This window comes from Oleiharenicola lentus (assembly GCF_004118375.1).
GTDB classification, from domain to species: Bacteria; Verrucomicrobiota; Verrucomicrobiia; order Opitutales; family Opitutaceae; genus Lacunisphaera; species Lacunisphaera lenta.
In genome coordinates, this window is the sequence record NZ_SDHX01000001.1 from 751,529 (window position 1) to 774,687 (window position 23,159).

At 66.6% G+C, this 23,159-nt stretch carries 14 protein-coding genes; 2 read left to right on the forward strand and 12 right to left on the reverse strand.

From position 1 onward, the window contains the following. Positions 1–20: 20 nt before the first annotated feature. The 8 genes from ESB00_RS03065 to xylA all read right to left on the reverse strand — a co-directional run bounded on the left by ESB00_RS03065 (position 21) and on the right by xylA (position 11,967). Entirely contained in the window at positions 21–1,694 is a 1,674-nt protein-coding gene (locus ESB00_RS03065; protein ID WP_129046256.1) for a glycoside hydrolase family 43 protein, read from the reverse strand. Positions 1,695–1,791: 97 nt separating this feature from the next. Further along, positions 1,792–3,957: an alpha-glucuronidase family glycosyl hydrolase gene (locus ESB00_RS03070; protein WP_129046257.1), complete on the reverse strand. Its 2,166-nt coding sequence runs from the start codon at positions 3,955–3,957 to the stop codon at positions 1,792–1,794. Positions 3,958–3,979: 22 nt separating this feature from the next. Further along, positions 3,980–5,200 (reverse strand): family 8 glycosyl hydrolase, encoded by a 1,221-nt coding sequence (locus ESB00_RS03075; RefSeq protein ID WP_129046258.1) that lies wholly within the window; start codon positions 5,198–5,200, stop codon positions 3,980–3,982. Positions 5,201–5,207: 7 nt separating this feature from the next. Continuing rightward, the gene (locus ESB00_RS03080; protein ID WP_129046259.1) at positions 5,208–5,660 is read right to left on the reverse strand and encodes a hypothetical protein; all 453 of its coding nucleotides are present in this window, start codon (positions 5,658–5,660) and stop codon (positions 5,208–5,210) included. Beyond that, positions 5,657–6,901, reverse strand: a complete 1,245-nt coding sequence (locus ESB00_RS03085; RefSeq protein ID WP_129046260.1) for a family 8 glycosyl hydrolase — start codon at positions 6,899–6,901, stop codon at positions 5,657–5,659. Before ESB00_RS03085 ends, ESB00_RS03080 begins: the two co-directional genes overlap by 4 nt. Positions 6,902–6,933: 32 nt before the next feature. Further along, positions 6,934–8,442: an MFS transporter gene (locus ESB00_RS03090; protein WP_129046261.1), complete on the reverse strand. Its 1,509-nt coding sequence runs from the start codon at positions 8,440–8,442 to the stop codon at positions 6,934–6,936. Positions 8,443–8,481: 39 nt separating this feature from the next. Next, positions 8,482–10,572, reverse strand: coding sequence for a glycoside hydrolase family 52 protein (locus ESB00_RS03095; RefSeq protein WP_129046262.1), 2,091 nt, complete (start codon positions 10,570–10,572; stop codon positions 8,482–8,484). Positions 10,573–10,638: 66 nt separating this feature from the next. Continuing rightward, positions 10,639–11,967, reverse strand: a complete 1,329-nt coding sequence (gene xylA, locus ESB00_RS03100) for a xylose isomerase (RefSeq protein ID WP_129046263.1) — start codon at positions 11,965–11,967, stop codon at positions 10,639–10,641. Between the two features lie 153 nt (positions 11,968–12,120). Between xylA and ESB00_RS03105 the strand changes: the two genes are divergently transcribed. Both ESB00_RS03105 and mgrA read left to right on the forward strand, forming a co-directional pair. Continuing rightward, on the forward strand, positions 12,121–13,248 hold the full coding sequence (locus tag ESB00_RS03105; RefSeq protein WP_129046264.1) for a LacI family DNA-binding transcriptional regulator: 1,128 nt from the start codon (positions 12,121–12,123) through the stop codon (positions 13,246–13,248). 26 nt (positions 13,249–13,274) lie between these two features. Beyond that, positions 13,275–14,270 carry an L-glyceraldehyde 3-phosphate reductase gene (mgrA, locus tag ESB00_RS03110; protein WP_129046265.1) on the forward strand — a complete coding sequence of 332 codons (996 nt, stop codon included), beginning with the start codon at positions 13,275–13,277 and terminating at the stop codon, positions 14,268–14,270. Positions 14,271–14,272: 2 nt separating this feature from the next. Here mgrA and ESB00_RS03115 read toward each other — a convergent pair whose 3' ends face one another. The 4 genes from ESB00_RS03115 to ESB00_RS03130 form a co-directional block, all read right to left on the reverse strand. Beyond that, positions 14,273–15,703, reverse strand: a complete 1,431-nt coding sequence (locus tag ESB00_RS03115) for a tetratricopeptide repeat protein (RefSeq protein WP_129046266.1) — start codon at positions 15,701–15,703, stop codon at positions 14,273–14,275. A 92-nt stretch (positions 15,704–15,795) separates the two neighbouring features. After that, a complete protein-coding gene (locus ESB00_RS03120) occupies positions 15,796–17,076 on the reverse strand; it encodes an FG-GAP repeat domain-containing protein (protein WP_129046267.1) in 1,281 nt (426 codons plus the stop codon). 10 nt (positions 17,077–17,086) lie between these two features. Further along, positions 17,087–20,716, reverse strand: a complete 3,630-nt coding sequence (locus ESB00_RS03125) for a CRTAC1 family protein (protein ID WP_342791770.1) — start codon at positions 20,714–20,716, stop codon at positions 17,087–17,089. After that, positions 20,700–23,111 carry a hypothetical protein gene (locus ESB00_RS03130; RefSeq protein ID WP_129046269.1) on the reverse strand — a complete coding sequence of 804 codons (2,412 nt, stop codon included), beginning with the start codon at positions 23,109–23,111 and terminating at the stop codon, positions 20,700–20,702. The genes ESB00_RS03125 and ESB00_RS03130 overlap by 17 nt, the downstream gene beginning before the upstream one ends. Positions 23,112–23,159 lie beyond the last annotated feature (48 nt).

Genomic DNA, 23,159 nt, shown 5'->3' on the forward strand with positions numbered 1-23,159 from the left:
TGCTTTGCGGATCAGGCTTTCTACTCGGTCCGCGCGTGCGGTCCGATGAGGGCGCCGGTGAAGTGGCCGCCGCCGCCGGCCGCTTGGACGCTGATTGGGTAGGAGTCGGCCTTGGGCAGGAGTTCCTTCCATTCACCGGCGCCGAGGCGGTAGGCGAAGGAGATGACCTTTTCGTCGCCGGTGATGCGGAGCTCGATCTCCTTGGCATCGGCGGGCAGCAGGCCGGTCACGAGGGTCTGGGGTTTCGGGCCGTTCTGCACCTCGACGAAGGCGCTCAAGCCGCCTTCCGTGCGTTGGGCGGCGAAATAGTAGGTGTGGGTTTCGTTCTGGCTGATCGCGAGGCCGGCAGAGGTGCCGCGGGCGGACGGGATGGTCAGCTTGGCCGAGGCCTCATATTTTGAATGCTGCAGGCGGCGGCCCCAGTAGGAGGGGTTGCCCTTGCCGGAGAGGCGCTCGGTGCGGGGGTTGAGGTGAAGTTTGCCGTCGGCGAGTTTCCACCAGTTTTCCTTGGGTGTGCGGATCATGATCCACTGCGGCGAAAGCGCGGCGGAATCGAATTCGTCGGACCAGGTGAAATTGCCGCTGAACGGCGCCTGCGCGATCGACACGGAGGGGACGGGGGCCTTGACGACGTAGGGCACGCGTTCGCCCGGGGGTAAAATCACGGGCCAGTCGTCTTCGGTCCAGGTCACGGGCAGGAGGAAGGTTTCACGGCCCGTGGCCCAGCGGTCGGGGGCGTAAGGACGGCAGGCGAGGAAGACCGACCACCACCGGCCGTCGGGTCCGATCTCCAGGTCGGCGTGGCCGGTGCAGGTGACGGCATGCTTCGCGTTGTTGTCGAGATTGCGCTGCGTGAGGATGGGATTCTTTTCCCACGGCACGTAGGGCCCGGTCGGCGATTTGCTGCGCAGGATAACCTGCGAGTGGTGGTTGGAGGTGCCGCCCTCGGCGCAGCAGAGGTAATACCAGCCATTGCGCTTGTAGAGGTGCGGGCCCTCGATCCACACGGGCTTGGTGGAGAGATCCACGCCGCCGTTCACGATGATGCTGCGGGGGCCGATCATCTTGTTGTTTTTGAAATCGAACTCCTGGATCCAGATGGCGCGGTGGCCCGAGTAGAGCGGCTTGTTCTCGGGCGGGTTGCCGTTGTTGACGATCCAGGCGCGGCCGTCGTCGTCGAAGAAGATGGACGGGTCGATGCCGTCAAACTCCAGCCAGATGGGGTCCGACCACGGGCCGGCGGGGTCCTTGGCGGTCATGATGAAGTTGCCGCCGGCGTCCACCATCGTGCAGATGACGTAGAAGGTGCCGTTGTGGTGGCTGATCGCGGGGGCGAAGATGCCGCGCGTGATGCCGAGGTTGTCGTAGTTGATCTGGTTGGGGCGGTCGATGACGTGGCCGATCTGCTTCCAGTTCACCATATCCTTGCTGTGGAAGATGGGGATGCCCGGGAAGTGGGCGAAGCTGGAGTTGATCAGGTAGTAATCATCCCCGACGCGGCAGATGCTCGGGTCGGGGTAGTAGCCGGCGAGGATGGGATTTTGGAAATGGCCCGCGGGCAGCGGCGCCTCGAAGATCGTGTCGCGGCCGGTGTAGGTGAAAGACTCGAAGGCAACGGGGGCGGCGGCGAAGGCGGCCGAGGTGAGGGTGAGAGCGAGGGTGAGGGCGGGGAGGTGGAATGTTTTGTTTGTCATGCTGAGCGAAGTGAAGAACCCAGAATTGTGTGCGGTACGGTCATCCTGCTGGATCCTTCGCTGCGCTCAGGATGACCCGCTACGGTCGTTAAAATGATCACCGATGCCCCGGCATGTTGCGGAGGATCTGCGAGGTGTAGTGTTCGAGCGGCTGGGCGGCGGGTTCGACACCGGCGGGCAGCGGGCGCTTCGAGAACTGCTGGAAGTAAAGCAGGCAGGCGTCGCGCCAGTGGATGGCTTCCTTCTCCTGCCGGGCGAGGCGTTGGGCGACGTGCGTAAAGCGCTCGGCATCGAGACGATCTTTGAGCGAATCCCAGTCGCGGCGGAGTGCGCGGACCTCGTCCACCCCCTGCTGGTAACGCAGGCAGAGTTCGTCCCAGAGCGGGCGACCAGACTTCATCTTGTGATCCCAGGGCACACGATGGAACCAGAGCAGCAGGTTCTCGGGGCAGGTCTCGAGGTTGCCCCAGAGCTTCTGCCACTCGGGCGCGTATTGGGCGAGGGCGTTGGAGCCGGTGGCGGTGCGGTCGAAGCCGATGCCGTCGGCGGCGGCCTTGTGATAATAAACGGAAGTCCAGTCGGGGCGGCCGGCGCCCTTGAGGTCCACCCAAGGGCCCGGGCCGTAGTGGTGGCCCTCGGCCATGATGTGCGTAAGCCCGAGCGGCATGGAGTAATTCACGACGGTTTCGCGCGAACCGAGCAGCATCTTGTTGATGGTGGAAACGACGGTCTCGTCGTGGCCGAAGGTGAGACGCGTCCACTCGTCGGCGATTTTTTCGGAGGCGAGCTGGTGATCCCACGCGAGGCGGCCGAAGGCATACCAGTTGGCCTGCGCGAGCAGGTGGCCGGTCCAGTTGCGGTCGGTGCCGGTGTTGGCGACGCCGGCGATGACGGACGGATGCTGGAGCTTGGCGGAGCCGTCCACGACGGAGGCGATGGTTGTGCCCTTGCCGTTCGCGTAGGTGTCGGCGTCGAGCACCTCGCGCCACATCGGGGCAAGGAAGGCGAGGTCAATGGACTGGCCGAGGTATTCCTGCGTGATCTGGAGTTCGGCGGCGAGACGGGTGTTGGGCATGGCGCAGAAAAGGGGCGAGAAGGGCTCGCGCGGCATAAAGTCGAGCGGGCCGTTCTTGATCTGCACGATGACGTTCTGGCGGAACTTGCCGTCGAGCGGGCCGAATTCGGTGACGGCCTGCTTCACCCGGTCCTCGTTGTTCTCGGGCGAGTAGACGAAGGCGCGCCACATCACGATGCCGTTGTAGGGCTGCAAGGCGTCGGCGAGCAGGTTGGCGCCGTCGGCGTGGGTGCGCTTGTAATCCTGCGGGCCAGGCTGGCCCTCGGAGTTGGCCTTCACGAGGAAGCCGCCGAAATCGGGGATGGCACGGTAGATCTCGGCGACCTTGTCCTGCCACCAGGCGGCGACGGCGGGGTCGAGCGGGTCAGCGGTCTTGAGCCCGCCGATCTCGATGGGCGCGCTGAAGCGGGCGGTGAGGTAGATGCGCACGCCCCACGGACGGAACTCCTGAGCAAGCGCCGCAACCTTGGCGAGGTAGGGCGCGGTGAGGATCTGGGCGTTGGCGTTGACGTTGGTGATGACGGTGCCGTTGAGGCCGAGGGAGGCGAGGGCGCGGGCGTAGTCGCGGTAGCGGGGGCTGCGGATTTCAGGCAGGTAGAACCATTCCCAGAGCGAGAAGCCCGCGTAGCCGCGCTCGACGTGGCGATTCATGTCGTCCCAGTGGTTGAGCAGGCGGCGCTGGATCTTCGGCGCGCTGACGAGGTTCAGTTTTTCGAGCGGCTGGCCGAGCTGGAGGTGGCGGAGCAGGGCGAAGGCACCGTAGAGCAGGCCCTGCGGCCGGTTGGCGACGATGAGCGTGCGATGACCGCCCTCGTGGGCGATGCGGCGGAGGATGTAACCTTCGACGCCGGCCTCGCGCAGGTCCGCCTCGCTGATGATCGCGGCAATCCACGGATCGCGTGGCGTGGCGAGGATGACGGCGTTGTCGCGGGTGGCTTGGGCGACGACGGGAACCTCAACTCCGAGCAGCCCGCGAAAACCGGTGACGAGTTCGTCCCGCGCGGAGGCGACGACCGGCGGCGCGCTTTCGGGGATGACGATTTCGGAGATGGTGCCGGCGTAAGCGGCGCGCCGGGCCGCATCAGCCACGGGGTCGTAGCGCAGCCAGAGGCGGTAGCCGTCGTCAGCGTGGAGCGTGAGAGCGGAAGCCAGAGTGAGAAGCGCGAGGATGGGGCGTATAGGGCTCATGGGGCGAATAGGGCCTATGGCATTACGGATTCACCGGACCGTGGATGCGGTAGTGGCCGCTGACCTGGAGGAGGGCGAGCATGGTGAGGAGGCCGTCGTAGTAGCGTAGGCGACCCTTGGGCATCGGCATGTCCCAGAGCTTTTGCACGAAGGGCTGGCCGATCTCCCGGTCGGCGGCGAGGGCGGCGACCGCGGCCATGGCCATGAGGCCCGGTGTGTTGTAGTTTTCAGAGACAGGCGTGCCGTCGATTTTGAAGCGGTCCGGAATTCTGGCGCCGTGCGAGGCGAGGAACTTCAGCACGCGGTTGCTTTGCGCAACCTGCCAGGGATCGGCACGCCACCAGGACCAGTCGAGCGCGGGATTGCCGAGCGTGCGCCAGGCGTCGTAGCGGAAGTCATCGTGATTGCCCCACGGTGTCTTGCGCGGCGTGCCGTCGAAATTGGAATAGTCGGGCATGAGGCCCGTTTGGGGGTGCGCGGCCCGCTTGAAGAGTTCGCGGCTGATGCGGGTGACTTCGACAAGGAAGGCGCGGTCGGCCGGATCAGCGGCCCAGCGGGCCCAGAGTTCGGTGAAGGCCGGGACATGATAGGACGGATCGGTGAAGGCGCTGCCCGGCGGGTGCGGGGTGAACACGATTTGCTTCTCGACCGGGTCGAACATGCTGGTGATGCGTCCGCGGCCGGGCTCCTCGTGCTTGTGGATCATGACGCGGAGGAGCTCCTGCGCCTGGGCGGAGTAGTTGAAGATGCCCGCGCCGTCGCCCCAGCGGTGCGAGGCGAAGAAGAGCGCCATCACGAACCACTCCTCGCCGTCGGGGGCGGGGCCGGCGCTGAAGCGTCGGCCGTCGTAGGCGGTGTGCCACGCGAAGTAGCCGCCGAGCGGGCCGCCCGCGTGATACATGTAGTGCTTCGCGTATTTCCAGATGGCGTTGAAGTGCTCCCGCTGGTCCATCTGCACGGCGATCATCATGCCGTAAGACAGCCCCTCGGAGCGGACATCGTGGTTGTTGATGTCGGGCACGTAGGCCATGCCGCCCGGCACCGGGTAGTAGAGCGCCTCGGAGTCCGGATCGCCGGCGAAGAGTTGCTGCCAGGCCCCGTCGAGGCGCGCGCTGATCTCGGCGTCGGATTTGCCGAGATATTCCTTGAAGAGGTTGCGATATTGCCCGGTGGAGGCGGCGCCGCCGGCAAACACCGACGCGGCGGCGAGCGTGCAGGCGAAGGCGAGGATCAGGCGGCGCATGACGGGATCAGTTGAAGGCGCGCTGTTCGCCCAGCTGGCGGGCCCAGGAGGCGAGGGCTCCGTTTTTGAGCTGGAGCACGATGGTCTGGTAAACGGTGACGTTCTGCGGGCTGTAGGTCGGCTCCATCACCTTGATGGGGGCGCCGGTGACCGGGTCGTAGGCCGGGATTTCCTTCATGTCCGTGGGGACCATCTTCTGGGCGGTCAGGACATCGAACTGGTAGACCAAAATCTTGTCTCCCTCGGATGAGGTCTGAACGGATTTGGGTTCGCCCCAAACGGCGCGAATTTCCAGTTCGGTCATGCCCCGGCGAAGATTTTTGGACTGCTCCTTGGTGGCCGGGGTGGCGGTGGCCGGTGCGACCGGCGAAGCCGCGGTCGCGGTGTGGGTCGGCGTGTTGCAGCCGGCGAGCAGCAGGGTTGTGGCGAGGAGGAGGCAGGTGGAGGCGGATGACTTCATGGTTGGTGAGAAATGGGCAGGTGGAGGTGGAAGCGTCCTCCGGCCTGGAGCAGGCCGAGGCAATATAGCAGGCCATTGTAATAACGCCAGCGACCCTCGGGCGGAGCGGCTTCCCAGAGCTGATGCACGAAGGGTTGCGCGAGTTTCGGGTCGGCCGCGTGTCCGGCGACGGCGGCCATCGCGGTCAGGCCGACGGAGGTGTCGGGGGAGAGCGGTTGTCCGGCGAGGGAGAACTGGTTGGGCACGGCGGGCAGATGCCGGCCGAGGAAGCGCAGCACGCGGTTGGACTGCTCGACCTGCCACGGATCGGCGCGCCACCACGCATGGTCGAGGGCGACGTTGGCGAGCGTGCGCCAGGCATCGAAACGGAAGTCGTTTTTTCCGGGGCCGAACTCGAGACCGGTGTAAGGCGTGCCGTCGAAGAGGGAGTATTCGGGCATGAGGCCGGTTTTCGGGTGTGCCGCCTTCTTGAAATAGGCGCGGCTCGTGGCGGCCGCCTCGGCCCAGAAGGCGCGGTCGGCGGGGGCGGTGTCCCAGCGCGCCCAAAGCTCGTAGAACCCCGGCACGTGGTAGGACGGATCGGTGAAGCGGTAGGCGAAGTCGGTCGGCGCAAACACAATCTGTTTCTCGCCGCGATGGAAGATGGGCGTGATGCCGCCGGCGGCGGGTTTGTGCAGCATGTCGCGCAGGAGGCGGCGGGCCTCGGCGCCGTAGTTGAGAATGCCTTCACCGTCGCCCCAGCGGTGGGAGGCGAAGAAGAGTGCCATCGCGAACCAGGCCTCGCCGTCGCTGGCGGAGCCGGGGTCGATGACGGTGCCGTCAAACTTGCACTGCCAGGCGAAGTAGCCGGCGCGCGGGCCGGCGGCGTGGCGCATGAACTTGTTGGCCCAGCGCCAGAGGCGGTCGAACTCGGCCTTTTTGTCCAGCTGCACGGCGATCATCATGCCGTAGGACATGCCCTCGGAGCGGACGTCGTTGTTGCCGATGTCGGCGATGTAGGCGAGGTCGTCGCCAACCGGGTAGTAGAGGCGTTGGGTGCGTTCGTCGCCGGCGAAGAAGTGCTGCCAGGCGGCGGCGAGCTTGGCGTCGAGTTCGGCTTCCGATTTCCCGAGCAGGCCGGCAAAGAGATTCGGCGCGGCCCGCGGTGCGGGCGGGGCGTCGGTCACGGGTGGCGGGGCAGGGACGGCGCAGGCCGTCACTGCCAGCCCGAGGAGGAATGGCAGGAAGCGAAGCAGTTTCATGGAGGTGAGCGGGAACGGCGCCCGCGCCCGGATCAGGCGCCGGCGTGGGCCTTGCGGCGGCGTTCGGCGAGTTCGGCGGACATCTGCAGCGTCGTGCTCTTGTTCAGGCCGCAGAAAGCGACCGAGATCACGCAGCCGAGGAAAAGGAGGCCAACCACGATGCTGGAGCAGGCGCGGAAGCCGGCGATGGCGTTGGGGGCGGTGGGATTGTGGGTCTCGTAGCCCCAGAAGCCGGCGAGAATCCAAAGCAGGCAGGCCGAACCGAGGGCGAGGCCGGACTTCAGGGAGAAGCCGATGGTGGCGAAAACCATGCCGGTGAAGCGGCGCCCGGTCTGCCATTCGGAGTAGTCGGCGGCGTCGGCATACATGGCCCACATGATGGCGCAGGTCGGCGCGTAAACGACGGAGCCGGTGACGGCGAGGATGACCATGCCCCAGGTGGCGTCGGGGGGCAGGAAATACATCGCGAAGGCGTTCACGGCGGCGAGGGAGAAGCAGACAAGGGCAACGTTCTTGCGGCCAAATTTTCCGGAGAGTCCCGCCGAAAGCATGATGAAGATGATCGTGGTGCCGGTGCCGAGCATGTTGACGATGCTGTTGAAGACATCGGCGGCGTTGGTGGCGGTCTCGCGGGTGCCATGAACGATGTAACCCATCCAATCGGCCAGGCTGCCCGTGGACGCCATGTCGGGCGTGGTGAGGCCGAGCATGGCGACAAAGTCGAACATCGCGCCCTTGTCGGCGTAATGGTGGTAGTAGTTGTAGTGCGCGCCGCCGCGGAAGGTGAGCATCGCGAAGTGGAAGCCCGTGTAGATGAAGAGGGCGATCCAGGGCTTGTTCTTCAGCAGGTCCAGGAAGTCCTGCTTGGGGGAGGACTTGGTCTCGACGACGGGCTGGATGCGCTCCTTGGTGGTGAAGAAGGTGACGAGGAACAGGACGAAGCAGAGCACGGCCCAGATGGTCATGGTCACCTGCCAGCCGTGCTGCTTGTCATGGCCGACGGCAAACTTGGCGACGAGCGGGAGGGTGAGACCACCGACGATGAACTGCGCGATGTTGGCCGAGACGAAGCGGTAGGAATTCAGTTTGGTGCGCTCGTTGAGATCCGCCGTCATGACGCCGCCGAGGGCGGAATACGGCATGTTGTTCATCGAATAGAGCGTCATCAGGATGGTGTTCGTGATGCCGGCCCACGCGATCATCGCGCCCATGCTCCAACCCTGCGGCGTGGTGTAGGCGAGGATCATGACCACGGCCCAGGGCAGCGAGGTCCAGAGCACCCAGGGGCGGAACTTGCCCCAGCGCGTGTTGGTGCGGTCGGCGATGATGCCCATGATGGGGTCGAACGCGGCGTCCCAGAGACGAGGCCAGAGGAGGATGGCGGCGGCGGCGCTGGCGGAGAGGCCGAAGACGTCGGTGTAGAAGCTCGTTTGGAAGAGCACCATCGACATGAACACGAAGTTCGCGGCGGCGTCGCCGGCGCTGAAGCCGGCCTTCTCGATGAAGGAGAGTTTCTGGTTGGGTTGGGCGGTATCGCTCATGGGGTCGGAGGGGTAGGTGACGGGCGTTAAGCGGTGGGGTTACTCGCGGAGCCAGAGACAGGCGGTGACGCCGCGCGGGTAGTAGCGGCTGCCGCAGGCCTCGCCGGAGTCGCTGCGGATCTGGTCGCACATGGCGTCCTTGCCGCAGCCGGGCGTGCGCTGCCAGTTGGCATGGACGCGGTCGGCGGCGCGGGCGCTGTCGTTCAGGGCGGCGGGGAACAGCGAGCGGACGACGTGCTGGGCGATCGCGATCTTGGAGAACCAGGTGTTGGTGCTAGTGCTGCTCATCTTCCAGCCGCCACTGGTGGCATCGAGGCAGATGCCGCGTTGCAGCGACTGGCTGAGGTGGCGCTCCAGCTGCGCGAAGAGCGGGGCGAAGCGACCGGCTGCGTCGGTGGCATCCCGGTAGCCGAGGAAGAGGGGATACACGAAGCCCTCGACGGCGGGCAGGATGCGCGAGCAGTTGTTCTTCTCGAAGACCGCGGGGAAGAAGCCCGTGTTTTCCTCGAACTTGGTGGTCAGCGTGCGGGCCAGGAGGTCGGCGGTGGCGCGTGCGGCGGCCGATTCCGGGTGGAGGCCGAGCGTGGCGAAAGTGCGCTCCAGCAGCACCCAGGCCCCGAGGGCCTTCACGGAGAGATAAAGGTTGTTGCGGGCCTGGCCGAGGGAGACATCGAGGCTGTCGTAGGTGGTGATCTCGGCGCCTTCGCCGACACGGGCACTGTCCTGTTTGAGCAAGCCGTCGCGTTGCGCCGGGTCGGGGTGGTCGCGGCGGCGCAGGCTGTCGGCGCAGGCGAGCAGGGTTTTCCGGTTGGCCCGGAGCCAGGTGCGGTCACCGGTGTGGGCGGCGTAAGTGCAGGCGCAGAGGACCCAGTTGAGCAGCTGCTCCATCGTCATGTGCGAGAAGCAGCCATGCTGGTTGTCGCACTCGTAGCTGGAGCGGCCGGGAGGGGTGAAGAAGTCGTTCACGCCCATGTCGTGGGTGAAGGAGAGACCGTGCTGGTCGCGGTAGCTGTAGCGGCGCACAAACAGATCAAGCGTGTCGCGCACCGCCCAGGGCTGCCATTGCAGCTCGAAGAACAGGTGATCCACCGTGAGGTCAAAGGTGTTGATCATCCGGTATTCGCCCTCGTTGACGACCCAGAGCGGCTTGCCCTTGTGCCAGAGCAGCTCGGAGCTGCCGAGGTAGCTGTGCGTGGCCTGGGCGATGAGGAATTTCTGATCGTCGCTGAGCTTGGTGCGGGCCAGTTCGCGGTCGCGTTGGGCGGCGAGGCGCTCGTAGCGGCGGTATTCCTTCAGGCCGTGGGCCAGCACATCCTCGAGATCGGCGAAGAGGCGGGTGTAGGCAAAGCTCGCGGTGAGGCCGGTCGAGACCGGGCCGGCGGCATAAAAACCGAGCACGAGCGGGAAGCGCTTCCGTTGTCCGGCGGGGACGGTGCACACGAGGCCCGTTTCGCCGGCGATGACATGCAGCCCGCGGTGGTCGAGAAACTTCGGGTTGAGGATGTCGAAGCCCTGCTTGAGGGCGACGTTGCGTCCGGGTTTGGTCGCGTAACCGAACCGGCCGCCGGCCGCGAAGCCGGTGAGGCCCGGTGCGGTGTCACCGAGCGGACGCAGCGTGTCGTCGCCCACGCCCACGCCAAAGACGAGTTCGACCGGGGAGGAGCCGGTGCGGTTGTCGTATTCGATCCAACCCGTGACCAGCGGCGCGAGATGGAAGCGGGCGGCCGCGCGCTTCATTTTCGCCGGGTCGGGCACTTCGCCAAATGGGGAGAGCAGCGAGAAGCCGAACCTGCCGCCCTCGGCCCGCCAGGTGTCGCTGGCCCAGCCAAGCGTGCGCGTGTAGTCGGTCGGGCGGAGCGAGTCGAAGCCGCGCGGCGGCTGGACCACGGTCGTGTCGCCGGTGAAGGCGCCCTCCTGCGACTTGGGTGGCGTCAGGAAAGGCAGCAGCCGCCACGAGGCGGCGGGCCCATTGCGATAACCGATGTAGAGGTTCTGCTTCGCGGGCCCGCGCAGCGACTGGCCGAAACCGCCGGGGGCATCGACCAACCCGCAGGTGAAGCTTGCGAAAGCACCGAACGGAGAATGCTGAACGTGGTAACTTTCCTCGGATGACGCGGACGGACGGCTCATGGGGCGGGGTAGAGGCGGACCGAAAAAACGACCGGCCGGAGCGAGGGCTCCGGCCGGCGTTGGGAATCAGCCATGCAGATACTGCATGAGGAGGTTTTCGAGATACTCCTGCTTGCCGGACTTCGGGGTGGGTTCGCCGAGCTTGGTGAGGACGAGCTTCTCGAGGGACTTGAAGGTGGCCTTGCCCTTCTCGATGTCGCGGCCGTAGCCGGTGTCGTAGGAGGAGTAGCGGTCGGCCACGAACTGCTCGAACTTGCCCTCGGCGAGGATGCGGCGGGCGATCTTGAAGGCCAGGGCGTAGGCATCCATGCCGCCGATGTGGGCGTGGAAGAGGTCGTCGAGGTCGGTCGAGGGCCGGCGGAGCTTGGCGTCGAAGTTGAAGCCGCCGGAGCCCAGGCCGCCCGCCTTGAGGATCGAGATCATGGCGAGGGTCAGCGTGCGAACATCGGTCGAGAACTGGTCGGTGTCCCAGCCCAGGAGTTCGTCGCCGGAGTTGGCGTCGATCGAGCCGAGCATCTTGGCGGAAGCCGCGACCTCGATCTCGTGCTGGAAGGTATGGCCGGCGAGCGTGGCGTGGTTGGTCTCGATGTTGAACTTGAAGTGCTTCTCCAGGCCGTAGGTGCGAAGGAAGGCGATGCCCGAGGCCACGTCGAAGTCATACTGGTGCTTCGTGGGCTCCTTCGGCTTCGGCTCGATGAGGAACTGGCCGGTGAAGCCGATTTCCTTGGCGTAATCGACCGCCATGTGGAGGAAGCGGGCGAGGTGGTCCTGCTCGCGCTTGAGGTTGGTGTTGAGGAGGGTCTCGTAGCCTTCACGGCCGCCCCAGAAGACGTAGTTCTCGCCGCCGAGCTCGACCGTGCACTCCATGGCCTTCTTCACCTGCGCGGCGGCGTAGGCGAAGACGTGGGCGTCGGGATTGGTCGAGGCGCCGCACATGAAGCGCGGGTTGCTGAAGAGGTTGGCGGTGCCCCAGAGGAGCTTCACGCCGGTGGCTTTCTGCAGGCCCTTCGCGTGGGCGACGATCTTGTCGAGGATCTTGTTGGACTCGGCCAGCGTGCGGCCTTCCGGTGCGATGTCGCGGTCGTGCCAGCACCAGAACGGTGCCTCGATCTTCTGGAAGAACTCGAAGGCGGCATCCATCCGGACCTTGGCCACGGAGACCGGGTCCTTGCCGCTTTCCCACGGGCGCACGATGGTGCCCGGGCCGAACGGGTCGGAACCGGTGCCGCGGAACGCGTGCCAGTAGGCGATGGAGAAGCGCATGTGCTCCTTCAGGGTTTTGCCGTCGATGATTTCCGACGGGTTGTAGTGCTTGAAGGAAAGCGCGTTGGCGGAACGCGGGCCCTCATAGCGGATCTTGCCGATCTGCGGGAAGTGCTTGTTCAAGGATTTCATGACGTGAAACAGGAATGAGCCATCAACGATGGCTGCGGGATAAGGAATCGCGAGCTTCGGCCATCGCATAATCTCCTCCAAGGGATGGACCATACTAACTATAGACTTGAATTGCTATTTGCCCCGGCTTTAGTAACTGAACCCCTACCCCTGATGAGCGAGAAGCGCGTTACCCTGTCCGATATTGCGCAGCGCGCCGGCGTACACGTCACCACCGTGTCGCTGGCCATGCGCAACCACCCCCGATTGCCCGAGGAGACGCGGAAGCGTATCCAGGCCCTGGCCCAGGAGATGGGCTACACCCCGGATCCGCTGCTGCGGGCGCTCGTCGCCTACCGCGGCGGCGTCATCGAGCGGCGCAACACCCCGACGCTCGCCTACGTGACCAACTGGACCACGGAGTGGGGCTGGAAAAACGTGACCGCCCATCCGGATTTCTACGCCGGCGCCAAGACCAAGGCCACCGAGCTGGGCTACAAGCTGGAGCATTTCTGGATGCGGGACGAGGGCATGAGCCAGGAGCGGCTCGGCCAGATCCTGTATTCGCGCGGCATCAACGGCATCATCATCGCCTCGCACAGCCGGGAGATGGGTGACGCGCTCCAATTCAAGTGGGAGAATTTCAGCGCGGTGAAGATCGATTACTTCCCGCACCAGCCGATGCTGCACAACGTCACCAACAACCAGTGCGACATCGTGCGGCTCGCGATGCAGAAGGTTTTGTCCGCCGGCTATCGCCGCATCGGGCTGGTGATGCACCGCGGCTGGGACCACGCGGTGGACCATCTCTGGACGGCGGGCTATCTCTGCGAGCAGCAGGTGCTGAAGGCCCGCGACCGGCTGCCGGTGCATCTTTTCCCCGAGGCCGAACCCCGCGACCGCTGGCTTAACGAAGGCAGCGAGGAACTCTTTCCCGACCCCAAGGCCTTCATGGCCTGGTTCAAGCGCTACCGTCCGGAGGTCATCATCAGCAAGGCGTCCTTCGTGCTGCCGATCCTCAAGAAGATGGGCCTGAGCGTGCCGGACGACGTGGCTTTCGTGGATGTCTTCCTGAGTGACTTTGGCGGCGCCACTGCCGGGGTGCGGCAGAATCACGAGACCGTCGGCGCGCTCGCCGTGGAAATCCTCGCCGGTCAGCTTCAGCACAACAAATACGGTGTGCCGGAGATCCCGACCACCACCTACGTCGAGGGCACTTGGTTCAACGGTCGCTCCTGTCCGATGCCGGCGGTCGCCGGGACGGTCAGCAGCGGCGCCGGCTTGCGCAAGGTGGCGGTCTGAGTCTTCATCGGCGTCTGCCTTTCCGCATGAACGCATACGCCCCCGACCCCCAGCGCTACGACCATATCGCCTACGCCCGTTGCGGGCGCAGCGGCCTGAAGCTCCCGCGGATTTCGCTCGGACTCTGGCACAACTTTGGCGGCGTGGACGCCCTGGAAAACCAGCGCGCATTGCTCCGCCGCGCCATTGATCTTGGCATCACGCACTTCGACCTCGCCAACAACTACGGCCCGCCGCCCGGCTCCGCCGAGGAAAACTTCGGTGTGCTGCTGAAGCAGGATTTCGCCGCCCACCGCGACGAGCTGATCATCTCCACCAAGGCCGGTTATTACATGTGGCCCGGGCCCTACGGCGAGTGGGGTTCGCGCAAATACCTCCGCGCCTCGCTCGACCAGAGCCTCAAGCGCATGGGCCTGGACTACGTGGACATCTTCTATTCGCACCGGCCCGACCCCGAGACCCCGCTTGAGGAGACGATGGGCGCGGTGGCCGACGCCGTGAAATCCGGCAAAGCGCTCTACGCCGGTGTTTCCAACTACAATGCCGCCCAGACGCGCCAGGCCGCGACCATCCTCAAGAGCCACGGCGTGCCGCTGCTCATCCATCAGCCGAAATACAACATGTTCGAGCGCTGGGTGGAGCCGGAGCTGCTGCCGACGCTCAGCGAGCTCGGTGCCGGGTGCATCCCATTCTCCCCGCTCGCGCAGGGCTTGCTGACCAATCGTTATCTCAACGGCATTCCCGAGGACTCGCGGGCGATGAAGTCCGGCGTGTTCCTCAAGCCCAGTCAGATCACGCCCGCAATGGTGGCGAAACTCCAGGCGCTCAATGGGCTCGCACAGGCCCACGGCGCCACGCTCGCGCAGTTCGCCACGCTCTGGCTGCTTCGCCGCCCGGAGATCACCACGGTGCTGATCGGTGCGAGCAAGGTCGCGCAGATCGACGACATCCACGCCGGGCTCAAGCTCGCCCCGCTCTCCGCGGACGAGCAGGCGCGGGTCGAGCAAATCCTCGCCAGCTGACGTCAGGGCGGCAACCGACCGAACTGTTGTTGGAACGCCTGCTGCAAGCCGCGCACGACTTCGGGCGGGGTTTTCGTTTGGCGACGCACGTCGGCCCACCGCCGCAGCGCCTCGGCTTCATCGCGTTGGCTGATCGCGTAGAAGGTGAGCGTGGCCTGGGCCATGGGGTGGCCAGGCTGGCGTTCGAGCGCGAGGTGCAGCGCGGCCAAGGCGTCAGAGTTGCGACCGGTGGCAAAGAGGACCTGCGCGAGTTCCACGAGCGGCGAAGACTCGCTTGGGCGCAGCTCGTAGCCGCGGCGGAACTCGACGGCGGCGTCCTCCAGGCGTCCGGTCGCCTTGAGCCAGCGTGCGTAGTCGAGTCGCAGGCTGGGTGATTGTGGGCAGTGGGTCAGTCCGCGGGACAGTGCGCTTACGGCGGCTTCGGTCTGACCCAGCTCGCGCAGGGTGCTGATGAGCAGGAGCCAGGCGTCGGAGTCACCGGCGTTTGCCGCCACGGCTTGCTCGAGGTGGGCGCGCGCAGCGGCGAAGTTCCGGCCGTTGAAGTGGATCTGCGCTGCCTGACGGCGGAAGGAGCTGTTGCGCGGGGCGAGGACGATGGCGGCGTCGAGCAGTTCCAGCGCGCGGGTGGGATCTCCGGCCGAGCTGGCGATGGCGGCGGTCACGCTCAGGCGATAGGCGTCGAAACAAACGTCGGCCAACCCGTCGAGCCACGGGTCGGGCAGGTCGGTAAACTCCCGGCGACCGATGCGCTCACGCAGGGCGTCGGCGGTGGCGCGGTCGGCGAAATGTTCGCTGACCGTTACCAGCAGCGAGAGTGCGCCGATGAATTCGGGATGGCGCGCCAGGGCGTCGTTCAGGCGGGTGCGGGCTTCGTTCCAGTCGCCGCGAGCGACCGCGCTGCGCGCGAGTCCCAGCAAGGCGTAGGGTTGCCCCGGTGCCCGGCGCAGCGCCTCCTCGTAGGCGCGGGCGGCCTCGGCCGGCTGGTTGGCTTTAACCAGCACGTCGCCGAGGCGAATCCAGGCCGGCAGATAATCCGGGGCCAAGGCGGTGGCACGGCGATAGAGCGGCAGGGCTTCCTCGGCGCGGCCGTAGAGCGCATGGATGCCCGCGGCGAGATGCGGCCAGCGCGCCTCGCGTGGCTGGAGTTCGCGCAGGCCGTCGTAGCAGAGCAAGGCCTCGGCGAAGAAACCGTTGGCGTGATAGAGCCGGCTGAGCGTGGCCAGGCCGGAGACGGATTTTGACCACGAGCGCGCTTCGTTTTCGGCGTCGGTGATCTGGTCGGCCAGCGTCGCCGGCCAGCCGGTGAGAGCCGGAACAGACGGCAGATGCTGCGCGACCGTGCGCTGGCGGCCCGTGTTGCGCCAGCCCCACCAGCCCGTGGTGCCAAGCACGGCCGTGGCGAAGAGAGTGACGAAGAGACGAGCGCGGGTCATTGGAGTGGCGGTCTACGACCGCCGAAATTGGGCCGGACGGCGGTCATAGACCGCCGCCACAGCAAGCGAAGGTTTTCGGCGCTCGGACACGATCAGGGCCTGGCGGCCGGGCGCCAGAGGGTGATGCGGTCCATGCGGTCGAAAGGCGGATAGGAATAGAATCCCGCCGTGACGAGCGAAGGCCGGCCGGAGCCGTCGAGATCGCCGGCCGCGCAGGTGATGAGCTGGATGGGGGCGTGCGCGAGCACGTGCATCGTAAAATTCATCTTCCCGTCGTTGCGGAAGGCGACGAGCGCCGCGGCTTCGGGGTTCTGCCAGTCGTTGAATCCGCTCACGCACACGATGTCCATGACGCCGCGGCCCTCGAGGTCCACGCCGACGGGGGCGTAGGCGCCGGGCAGGTCGGCGATGCGGTGGTAGCGGAAGTTGCCGTCGCCCACGTTTTCCAGCCACTGCAGGCCGTGCCACGGGCGCTTGCCCGGGTCCGCGTAAGCGAAGCCGTCGCCGTTGGTGTAGAGGACGTCGGGCCGGCCGTCGCGGTTCAGGTCGCAGAGGCTGATGCCGCTGCTGCCGTAGTCCTCGTTGGTGGAGCCGAAGAGAATCTTGCCGGTGAAGTTGCCCTTGCCGTCGTTGGTGAACAGGTGGACTTCCTCCCACTGCTGCGAGACGAGGGCGACGATGTCGAGGGTGCGGTCGCCGTTCAGGTCGGCGACGCAGACGTTGATCGTGCCGGAGAGGTTCAGGAGGATTTTGCTTTCGAACTGCCAGCCGCCGAGGTTGCGCATCCAGCGGATCTCACCCTGGTCGTAGCCAAACTGCGCGACCGCGAGGTCGATCCGGCCGTCGCCGTCGAAGTCGCCGGCGCGAATGTCGGTCACGCGCGCGATGCGCTCGGCGATGACCCGCTTGGTGAAGTTTTGGCGGCCGTCATTTTCCAGGATGATGACCGAGCCGATCTTGTCGTTGTTGGGGAAAACCTCGCCCATGCAGGCGACGAGCAGGTCGAGATCGGCGTCGGCGTCCATGTCCACGGCTTCGACATGCACAGGCGAGGGCAGGCCGGCCACGAGCGTGGATTCGGTGAACTTGCCGGGGGCGGTCTGGCGGAGCCAAACGACGGCGTTGAGCTTGTCGTCGCAGGCGAGGATATCGTTGCGGCCGTTGCGATCGAGATCAGCGAGGTTCACATGGGAGATCCAAGGTTTGCCCTCGAAGGCGTTGCCGATGGATTCGCGGGTGAAACGGGCGAGGTCCTTAACCACGGCTGGCTGCGCGGGCAGGGCGGTCCGCTTGGGTTCGGTCGGAGCGCAGCCCGACAGGAGGACCAAGCCGACGGTGGGGATAAGGGCAAAATGTACCAGGCGGAGATTCATCAGAAATGATTCAAGGCGAGGACAGCGTCACATGGTTGGCTCTGGCCGGAACTGGGGCCGAGGATCGTGCTCCGCCCGGCCAGCGCACGCTGAGCTGACGCGCGGGGTTGCCGGCCGGTGAACCGAAGAAGCAGGTGGCGCTGGATTGCGTGAAATAGCCCGAGCCCGCCTGGACCTCGGCGGACTGGGTGGTGCCGTCGGCGTATTCGACGGTGAGGCGGGCGCCGATGGCCGTGGGATTCCCGGCCGGACCCTGCAGGCGGACGCCGAAGCTGGTGCGTTCTCCGGTTCCGCCGTTGCGGAAGGCAAGGGTGGTGTCGCTGTTGCGGCTGACCAGGAAGTCGGGCCAGCCGTTCCGGTCGAGGTCCAGCATGGCGAGCGCCTTGGCGTCGCCGCGCACGATCAGGCCGGTTTCAGCGGGGCTGCGCAAAGCGAGTCCGCCGTGGCCGTCGCCGGAGAGGAGCACGCCCACTCCGCTGTCAAATCGACCGTAGAACGGGATTGGCGCGTAGGAGTTCTGCACCGCAAAAAGATCGGCGCGGCCGTCGCCGTCGAAATCGCCGGCAGCGAGTCCTTGGATCGGCGACAGCTGGGCGGCGCGTGGCAGCGGCGTGAAACGGTAGCGACCGTCGGGCTGGCTGAGAAAGACGCCGCTGCGGAACTCTGTGGCCGTGAACACGCGGGCGGCGGCTAGCTTGTCGGCGCCGACGATCTCGGGCAGGGTGGCCTTGGCGAAGGCGTCGAAGGTCGGGAACTTCTTCAGCACGGCCGGCAATTGGGCGCCGAGCTGACGGCGGTTGCGGCGGGGCAGGAGACGGCCGTCCTCATAGTAGGCTTCAATGTGTTGGCTGCCGCCGGTGCCCTTGAAATCGCCGCGGTAGAGCAGGGCCGGGGCCTCGGGCGAGGCGTGGTAGGGCGTGTTGAGGCCGAGATTGCCGGCGGCGTAATCGAGCCGGCCGTCGCCGTTGAAATCGGCCGCCGCGAGCGAATTCCACCAGCCGCTGCCGGCGGCGGCAAAGCCGGCGGTCTCGCTCAGATCCTCGAAGCCGCGGCCCTCGCGGTTGCGCCAGTAGCGGATCGTGCCCCATTCCAGCGCGAGCAGCAGATCGGGCCAGCCGTCGTTGTCGATGTCAGTCCAGAGCGCGGAGGTGACGAGGCCGATTTTGCGCAGACCGGAAGCAAATTCTTCGGTCACGTCCTCGAAGCGGCCGCCGCTATTGCGGAGCAGGGCGCTTGTTGGGGGCAGCGGATACTGGCCAGGTTGGGTGCGACCGCCGAGAAACACGTCGAGCCGTCCGTCTCGGTCGAAATCAACGGCGGCGAGCGCGCCGGCGCTGATGGGCAAAGCGGGCAGGGCGTCGGGCGCAGCGGGTTGCAGGCCTTGGTGGGAGCGGTTGAGGAAGAGGCGTGGCTGGTAATCGGGGGCGTTACCCGGGAGGCCCACGCCGCTGCTGGTCAGAAGGAGATCGTTGGTGCCGTCGCCGTCAGCGTCGAACAACAGGGCGGGACCGTCACTCAGGTTGCTCTCCCGGCGGAGACCGCCGGCGTCCCTGTTGGCGTACGGACCAGATTCCGTTGCGACGAGCAGGCGCGCGGCGTCCCGCGGTGTGCCACCGAGGAAGATGTCGTCAGTCCCATCGCCTGTCAGGTCGCCCACCGCGAGTGCCGGGCCGCGGCGGTTTTGGCGCATCGGCAGCAACGGCTGGCGGATGAGTTCGTCGATCGGGATTTCACGAACGGTGTGGACCAGGCTGGCTGCGGCGGACACCTCGGTGAACTGGGTGGCGGGTTTGGCCGGCCCGGTGAAGGCGGGCGGGGTCGCGGCGGGCTCGGTGATGATCAGGCGTTGGTCGGCGGCGAGGTCTGTGAACACCTGCTCGTGTCCGCTCGGCCAGTTGACGGTGAGGCGGCGAACGGATTGTTGTTCGCCGAGGCCGAAGTGCAGGATCGGCTCGGAAGTGGAAAGGTAGCCGCGCGTCAGGACGAGCTGGCGGACCTGTGGGCCGGCGTCGGTCTCCAGGCGCACGGTGGCGCCGACCCCGAAGCGATTGGAGCGGGTGCCGCGGAGTTCAACCACGAGGCGCCGCCCGGAACGCGAATCATTGCGCAGCACGGTCGCACCCTGCTCGAAGTTGGTATAAACGAGATCGAGGTCGCCGTCGCCATCCAGATCGCCGAAAGCGGAGCCAAAGCTCACGCCGACTTCGTCGAGGCCCCAGGCGGCTCCGGCGCTCTCGAAACGGAGATCACCGAGATTGCGGAAGGCGAGGTTGGGTTCCTTGAGCACCGGACTGCCCTTCATCAGGCGGATGCGCTCGATCGCGCTGTCGGCGGTCATCACGCGCAGGATGAGGTCGGCGTTGTGCGACTCGCGGTGCATGCCGGTGGTGCAGTGCAGGTCGAGCCGGCCGTCGTTGTCGAGATCCTCGAGGCGCACGGACCAGGTCCAGTCCGAGGCGCTCAGGCCGGCCAGGAACGCGGCCTCGGTCACCACGCCTGTGCCGGTGCTCAGGTAGAGGGCGTTGTGCAGCACCTGCGTGGCCGAGCCGTCCTCGGGATAGTCCCGCGATTTGCCCCGGTGGTCGGCCATCGTGCGCATGTCCTTCTCGTGCGTGGAGGCCGCCATGTCGGCGACGTAGAAGTCGATGAGGCCGTCGTTGTTCACATCACCGAGGTCGGAGCCCATCGCGGAGAACGGCATGTGCGGCACCGCGCGGTCAATCACGTCGGTGAAGGTGCCGTCGCGGTTGTTGCGCCAGAGCTGGTCGCGGGGGGCGAAGTCGTTGGCCACATAGAGGTCGGGCCAGCCGTCGGCGTCGTAATCCCACCAGGTCGCCGAGTGTCCCTGGGTGAGGCCGCTGATGCCCGCGCGGTCGGTGACATTGGTGAAGCTGCCGTCCCCGTTGTTGCGGAAGAGGTAGTCGCGCTGGCCGTCGGGGAATTTCTCCGAACTGAGCAGGTTGGTCTGGAGAAACAGGTCGAGCCCGCCGTCGCGGTCGTAGTCGCAGAAGGCGGCCTGGCCGCTGGCATCGGCCACGGCGAGGCCGCGGGCGGCGGCTTCCTCGCGAAAGGTGCCGTCTCCCTGGTTGATGAAGAGCCAGTTGGGCGCGTCGAAGCGACAGACGTAGAGATCGAGCCGGCCGTCGTTGTTCACGTCGGCAAACGCGGCGCCCTGTTTCCACTCCTCCAGGGGCGTGGCGCCCCAGCCGGCGGCGCGGGCGAAGCCGGCCTTGGCGGTGACATCCTCGAAGCGCCAGTCGCCGAGGTTGCGGAACAATTTGCACGGGCCGGTTTTGCTCACGATGAAGACGTCGGGCCGGCCGTCGTTGTCGTAATCGCCAATGGCCACGCCCGTGCCGATGGGGCCGACCTCGAATTCGTGGTAGCGCTGCGCCCACATGCGCGGATCGTTGTAGGGATTCTCGGTGACGATTCCGCTGCTGGCGGCGGGGACGGGACTGAAAAGTTTCGCGGCCGGCGCTCCGGCCAAGGGCGCGAGCGGTTGGCTGGCCAGACCAGGCGTCGGATTGGCGGCGACGCGGGCGTTGAGCCCGACCAGCAGTGAGAGGCCAAGGCAAACTGTGCGCAGGCGACGGGACGGCAGGTTCATCGGGGCGGTGCGGCTATTGCAGGCGGGCACGCAGGCCGTCGGGCAGGAGTGAGCGGGCGAGGGTTTGCAGCTTGGCGTCCTCCATCCGCAGGTTCAGCGCGCGTAACAGCACTTGGAAGCGATAGAGCGAACCCACGGTCAGCGAGCGCAGGCGGGTTTCGTCCATCAGGCTCAGGCAGATTTCCATTTCCCGGCGGGCGGGCTCCGTCTGTTTGCCCTGCATCAGGACGACGGCGAGGCTGACGCGCCGGTCCCAGCTCAGGTCGTGTTCCTCGCTGGCGCCATAGACGGCGAGCAGCGTCTTGAGCCGCGCTTGAAAACGGGCGGTGTCACCGCGGGCCAGGTCAACCTGGGCGAGGGCGGCCAGTGCCGGCAGATTTTCCGGGTAGTTGACCAGAGCCGAGGCGGCGGAGGCGGCCAGGGGTGCCTGATCCGTTTCGAGAAAATACTCCGCGAGCCGGCTGATGGCGGTGGCGACATCCTGTTCCTCGGTGACCTCGAAGATGGCCACGGTCTGATTCTCGAAGCCACCGACGGTGGGCAGCTGGTAGGGCACGGGCAGCAACCAGGTCGGCATGGCCCAGTTTTTCAGGGCAAAAATGAAGGAGTTTTCCGGTCGGCTGGTGAAGAGGCGGGCGTATTCCTCGAGATAGCCGTCCCAGGTGGGCATCACGATGTGGGTGAGGCCGCGCTTGGCGATAAGCGCCTGCGCCTCTTCGGGAGTGGTGGCGCTGGCGATCCGGGCGGCCGCTTCGAGGGCGGGCTTGTTGGCGAGATTCAGGCTGCCGAGGGCCTGCAGGTTGCCGTGGAAGGCAAGGGCGGTGGTGCGGAAGGGCGGTGCGAGCACGACGGGGGGCGTCCCGGAGCGGTCTCGCAGCCAGTGGGCCAGGCTGCGCTCCATGAGCCCCTCGACCTCAAGCGGGGTCAGCGCGTTTTCGTAGCGGCTTTTCGGAGCGGGTTTCTGCCAGAGCAGTCCGGGCAGCAGGCAGAGCGCGAGGGCGGCGATCCAAACCGACAGGCCGGCCCGTCCCGATCGTCTTCCGAGCTGCACGGTGGCGGTCACCAGGGCGACCAAGCCCAAGCCGGTGACGGCACTCCACCAGCGCAGCTGAAACCAAGCGAAAACCAGGGCCGGCACCAGCGCACCGAGGGAGAGCAACGCCGCGGTGCGATCCGGCCACGGCGTGGACCGGCGCATCGCGAGGGCGGCGGGGACGCTCAACAAGCCGAGCGGCAGCAGCACGGCCAGCAATTGAAGCTTGGGACCGTCCTGTCGCAGCCATGCAGGCAGGTTCTCGGCGACGGCGGCGAGCGGCAGGCTGGAAAGGCGCGTGCCGAAGACTTCCCGGCCCTTGAGCCAAGGCTGGCCTGAATCCCAGAGTGCCCAGCCCAAGGCTGCGAGGCTGAGCAACGCCAGCAGCAAACGCCCGCGGCCTGGCCAACGGGCGAGAGCGGCGCGCCCGGTCGCGAACAAGACCACCAGTTCGGCGGCGCCCAGCCATGCGAAAGCGACGGCCGGATGAATGCCCGTGAATTTCCAAGAGAGCTGGTCGGGCGCCCGCTCGACCAGCCAGGCGGCGAAAACGGTCAGTGCGCCGGCCCAGCCCCAGGAGCGCCAGGCACCAAGACCGGCGTCCGCCGGATCTTCGCGGCGAAAAAAGGCCGCGCCCCACGCGCCCAGCGTGAGGCCGCCGAGCACAGGCAGTTGCACGAAGCTATTGACCCAGAGACCCATGCCACCGGCCACGCCGCCCGCGAGCAGCAGGAGTCGACGATGGTTCGCACGGCCCTGGGCGTCGGTCAGCCAGGCGATGGCTGGCAGCAGCACACTCGCCATCGCCAGCAGCAGGGAAAGAGCCAGGCTGTCCGGTGCGCCGGGAACAAAGGCGGAAGCAAACGGGTAAAGGGCGGCGCCCCCAACCAGCCAGACGGCCGCGGGCCACGCGCCCAGGCACCGGGCGAGCAGCAGGCCGCCACCGGCGAGGCCGAGCCATAGCAGCAAAGGATCCGCCAGCAGCGCGGCCCGTTCCACCGCGAGAGCGAGCGAACCGCCGGCGGCGGCTTGCTGCAACTTGGCGACCGCGGCGAGCCACCAGCGGTAGGGCGAGGGCGAACCCACGGGGCGGGGCTCGATCGCGTTGTCGTAACTGACCGAGCGGAGCCGCCACTCACCGGTGGCCAGCATCTGCTGTGTTTCCAGAATCCACTGGTAACTGTCGTTGTTGTGCTCCGAGGCAATGAGCCAGCGGCGGTGGCCGGACCAGCCGGTGGGGGAGGCGGGATCCGGCACGGCCAGCTCCGCCCCCAGATTTGAAACGTGCTCCACGCGCGTGCGCCGGCCCTGGTAGAACCAGCCGAGGAGCAGCAGCGACAGCGCCACGGCGGGCAGCAGCACGGTCAGGATTGGGCGGGCGGACGGCTTCATCAAGCGAGGCGGAAAGGGCGCGGAAAACAACCAGCGCGAGGCGGAAAG

Bases quoted from the DNA above. Each gene is read 5' to 3' on its own strand.
- ESB00_RS03105 (WP_129046264.1), top strand. From the start codon at position 12,121: ATGAGCGAGAAGCGCGTTACCCTGTCCGATATTGCGCAGCGCGCCGGC.
- ESB00_RS03090 (WP_129046261.1), bottom strand. From the start codon at position 8,442: ATGAGCGATACCGCCCAACCCAACCAGAAACTCTCCTTCATCGAGAAG.
- ESB00_RS03115 (WP_129046266.1), bottom strand. From the start codon at position 15,703: ATGACCCGCGCTCGTCTCTTCGTCACTCTCTTCGCCACGGCCGTGCTT.
- ESB00_RS03070 (WP_129046257.1), bottom strand. From the start codon at position 3,957: ATGAGCCCTATACGCCCCATCCTCGCGCTTCTCACTCTGGCTTCCGCT.
- ESB00_RS03130 (WP_129046269.1), bottom strand. From the start codon at position 23,111: ATGAAGCCGTCCGCCCGCCCAATCCTGACCGTGCTGCTGCCCGCCGTG.
- xylA (WP_129046263.1), bottom strand. From the start codon at position 11,967: ATGAAATCCTTGAACAAGCACTTCCCGCAGATCGGCAAGATCCGCTAT.
- ESB00_RS03085 (WP_129046260.1), bottom strand. From the start codon at position 6,901: ATGAAACTGCTTCGCTTCCTGCCATTCCTCCTCGGGCTGGCAGTGACG.
- ESB00_RS03120 (WP_129046267.1), bottom strand. From the start codon at position 17,076: ATGAATCTCCGCCTGGTACATTTTGCCCTTATCCCCACCGTCGGCTTG.
- mgrA (WP_129046265.1), top strand. From the start codon at position 13,275: ATGAACGCATACGCCCCCGACCCCCAGCGCTACGACCATATCGCCTAC.
- ESB00_RS03065 (WP_129046256.1), bottom strand. From the start codon at position 1,694: ATGACAAACAAAACATTCCACCTCCCCGCCCTCACCCTCGCTCTCACC.
- ESB00_RS03075 (WP_129046258.1), bottom strand. From the start codon at position 5,200: ATGCGCCGCCTGATCCTCGCCTTCGCCTGCACGCTCGCCGCCGCGTCG.
- ESB00_RS03095 (WP_129046262.1), bottom strand. From the start codon at position 10,572: ATGAGCCGTCCGTCCGCGTCATCCGAGGAAAGTTACCACGTTCAGCAT.
- ESB00_RS03080 (WP_129046259.1), bottom strand. From the start codon at position 5,660: ATGAAGTCATCCGCCTCCACCTGCCTCCTCCTCGCCACAACCCTGCTG.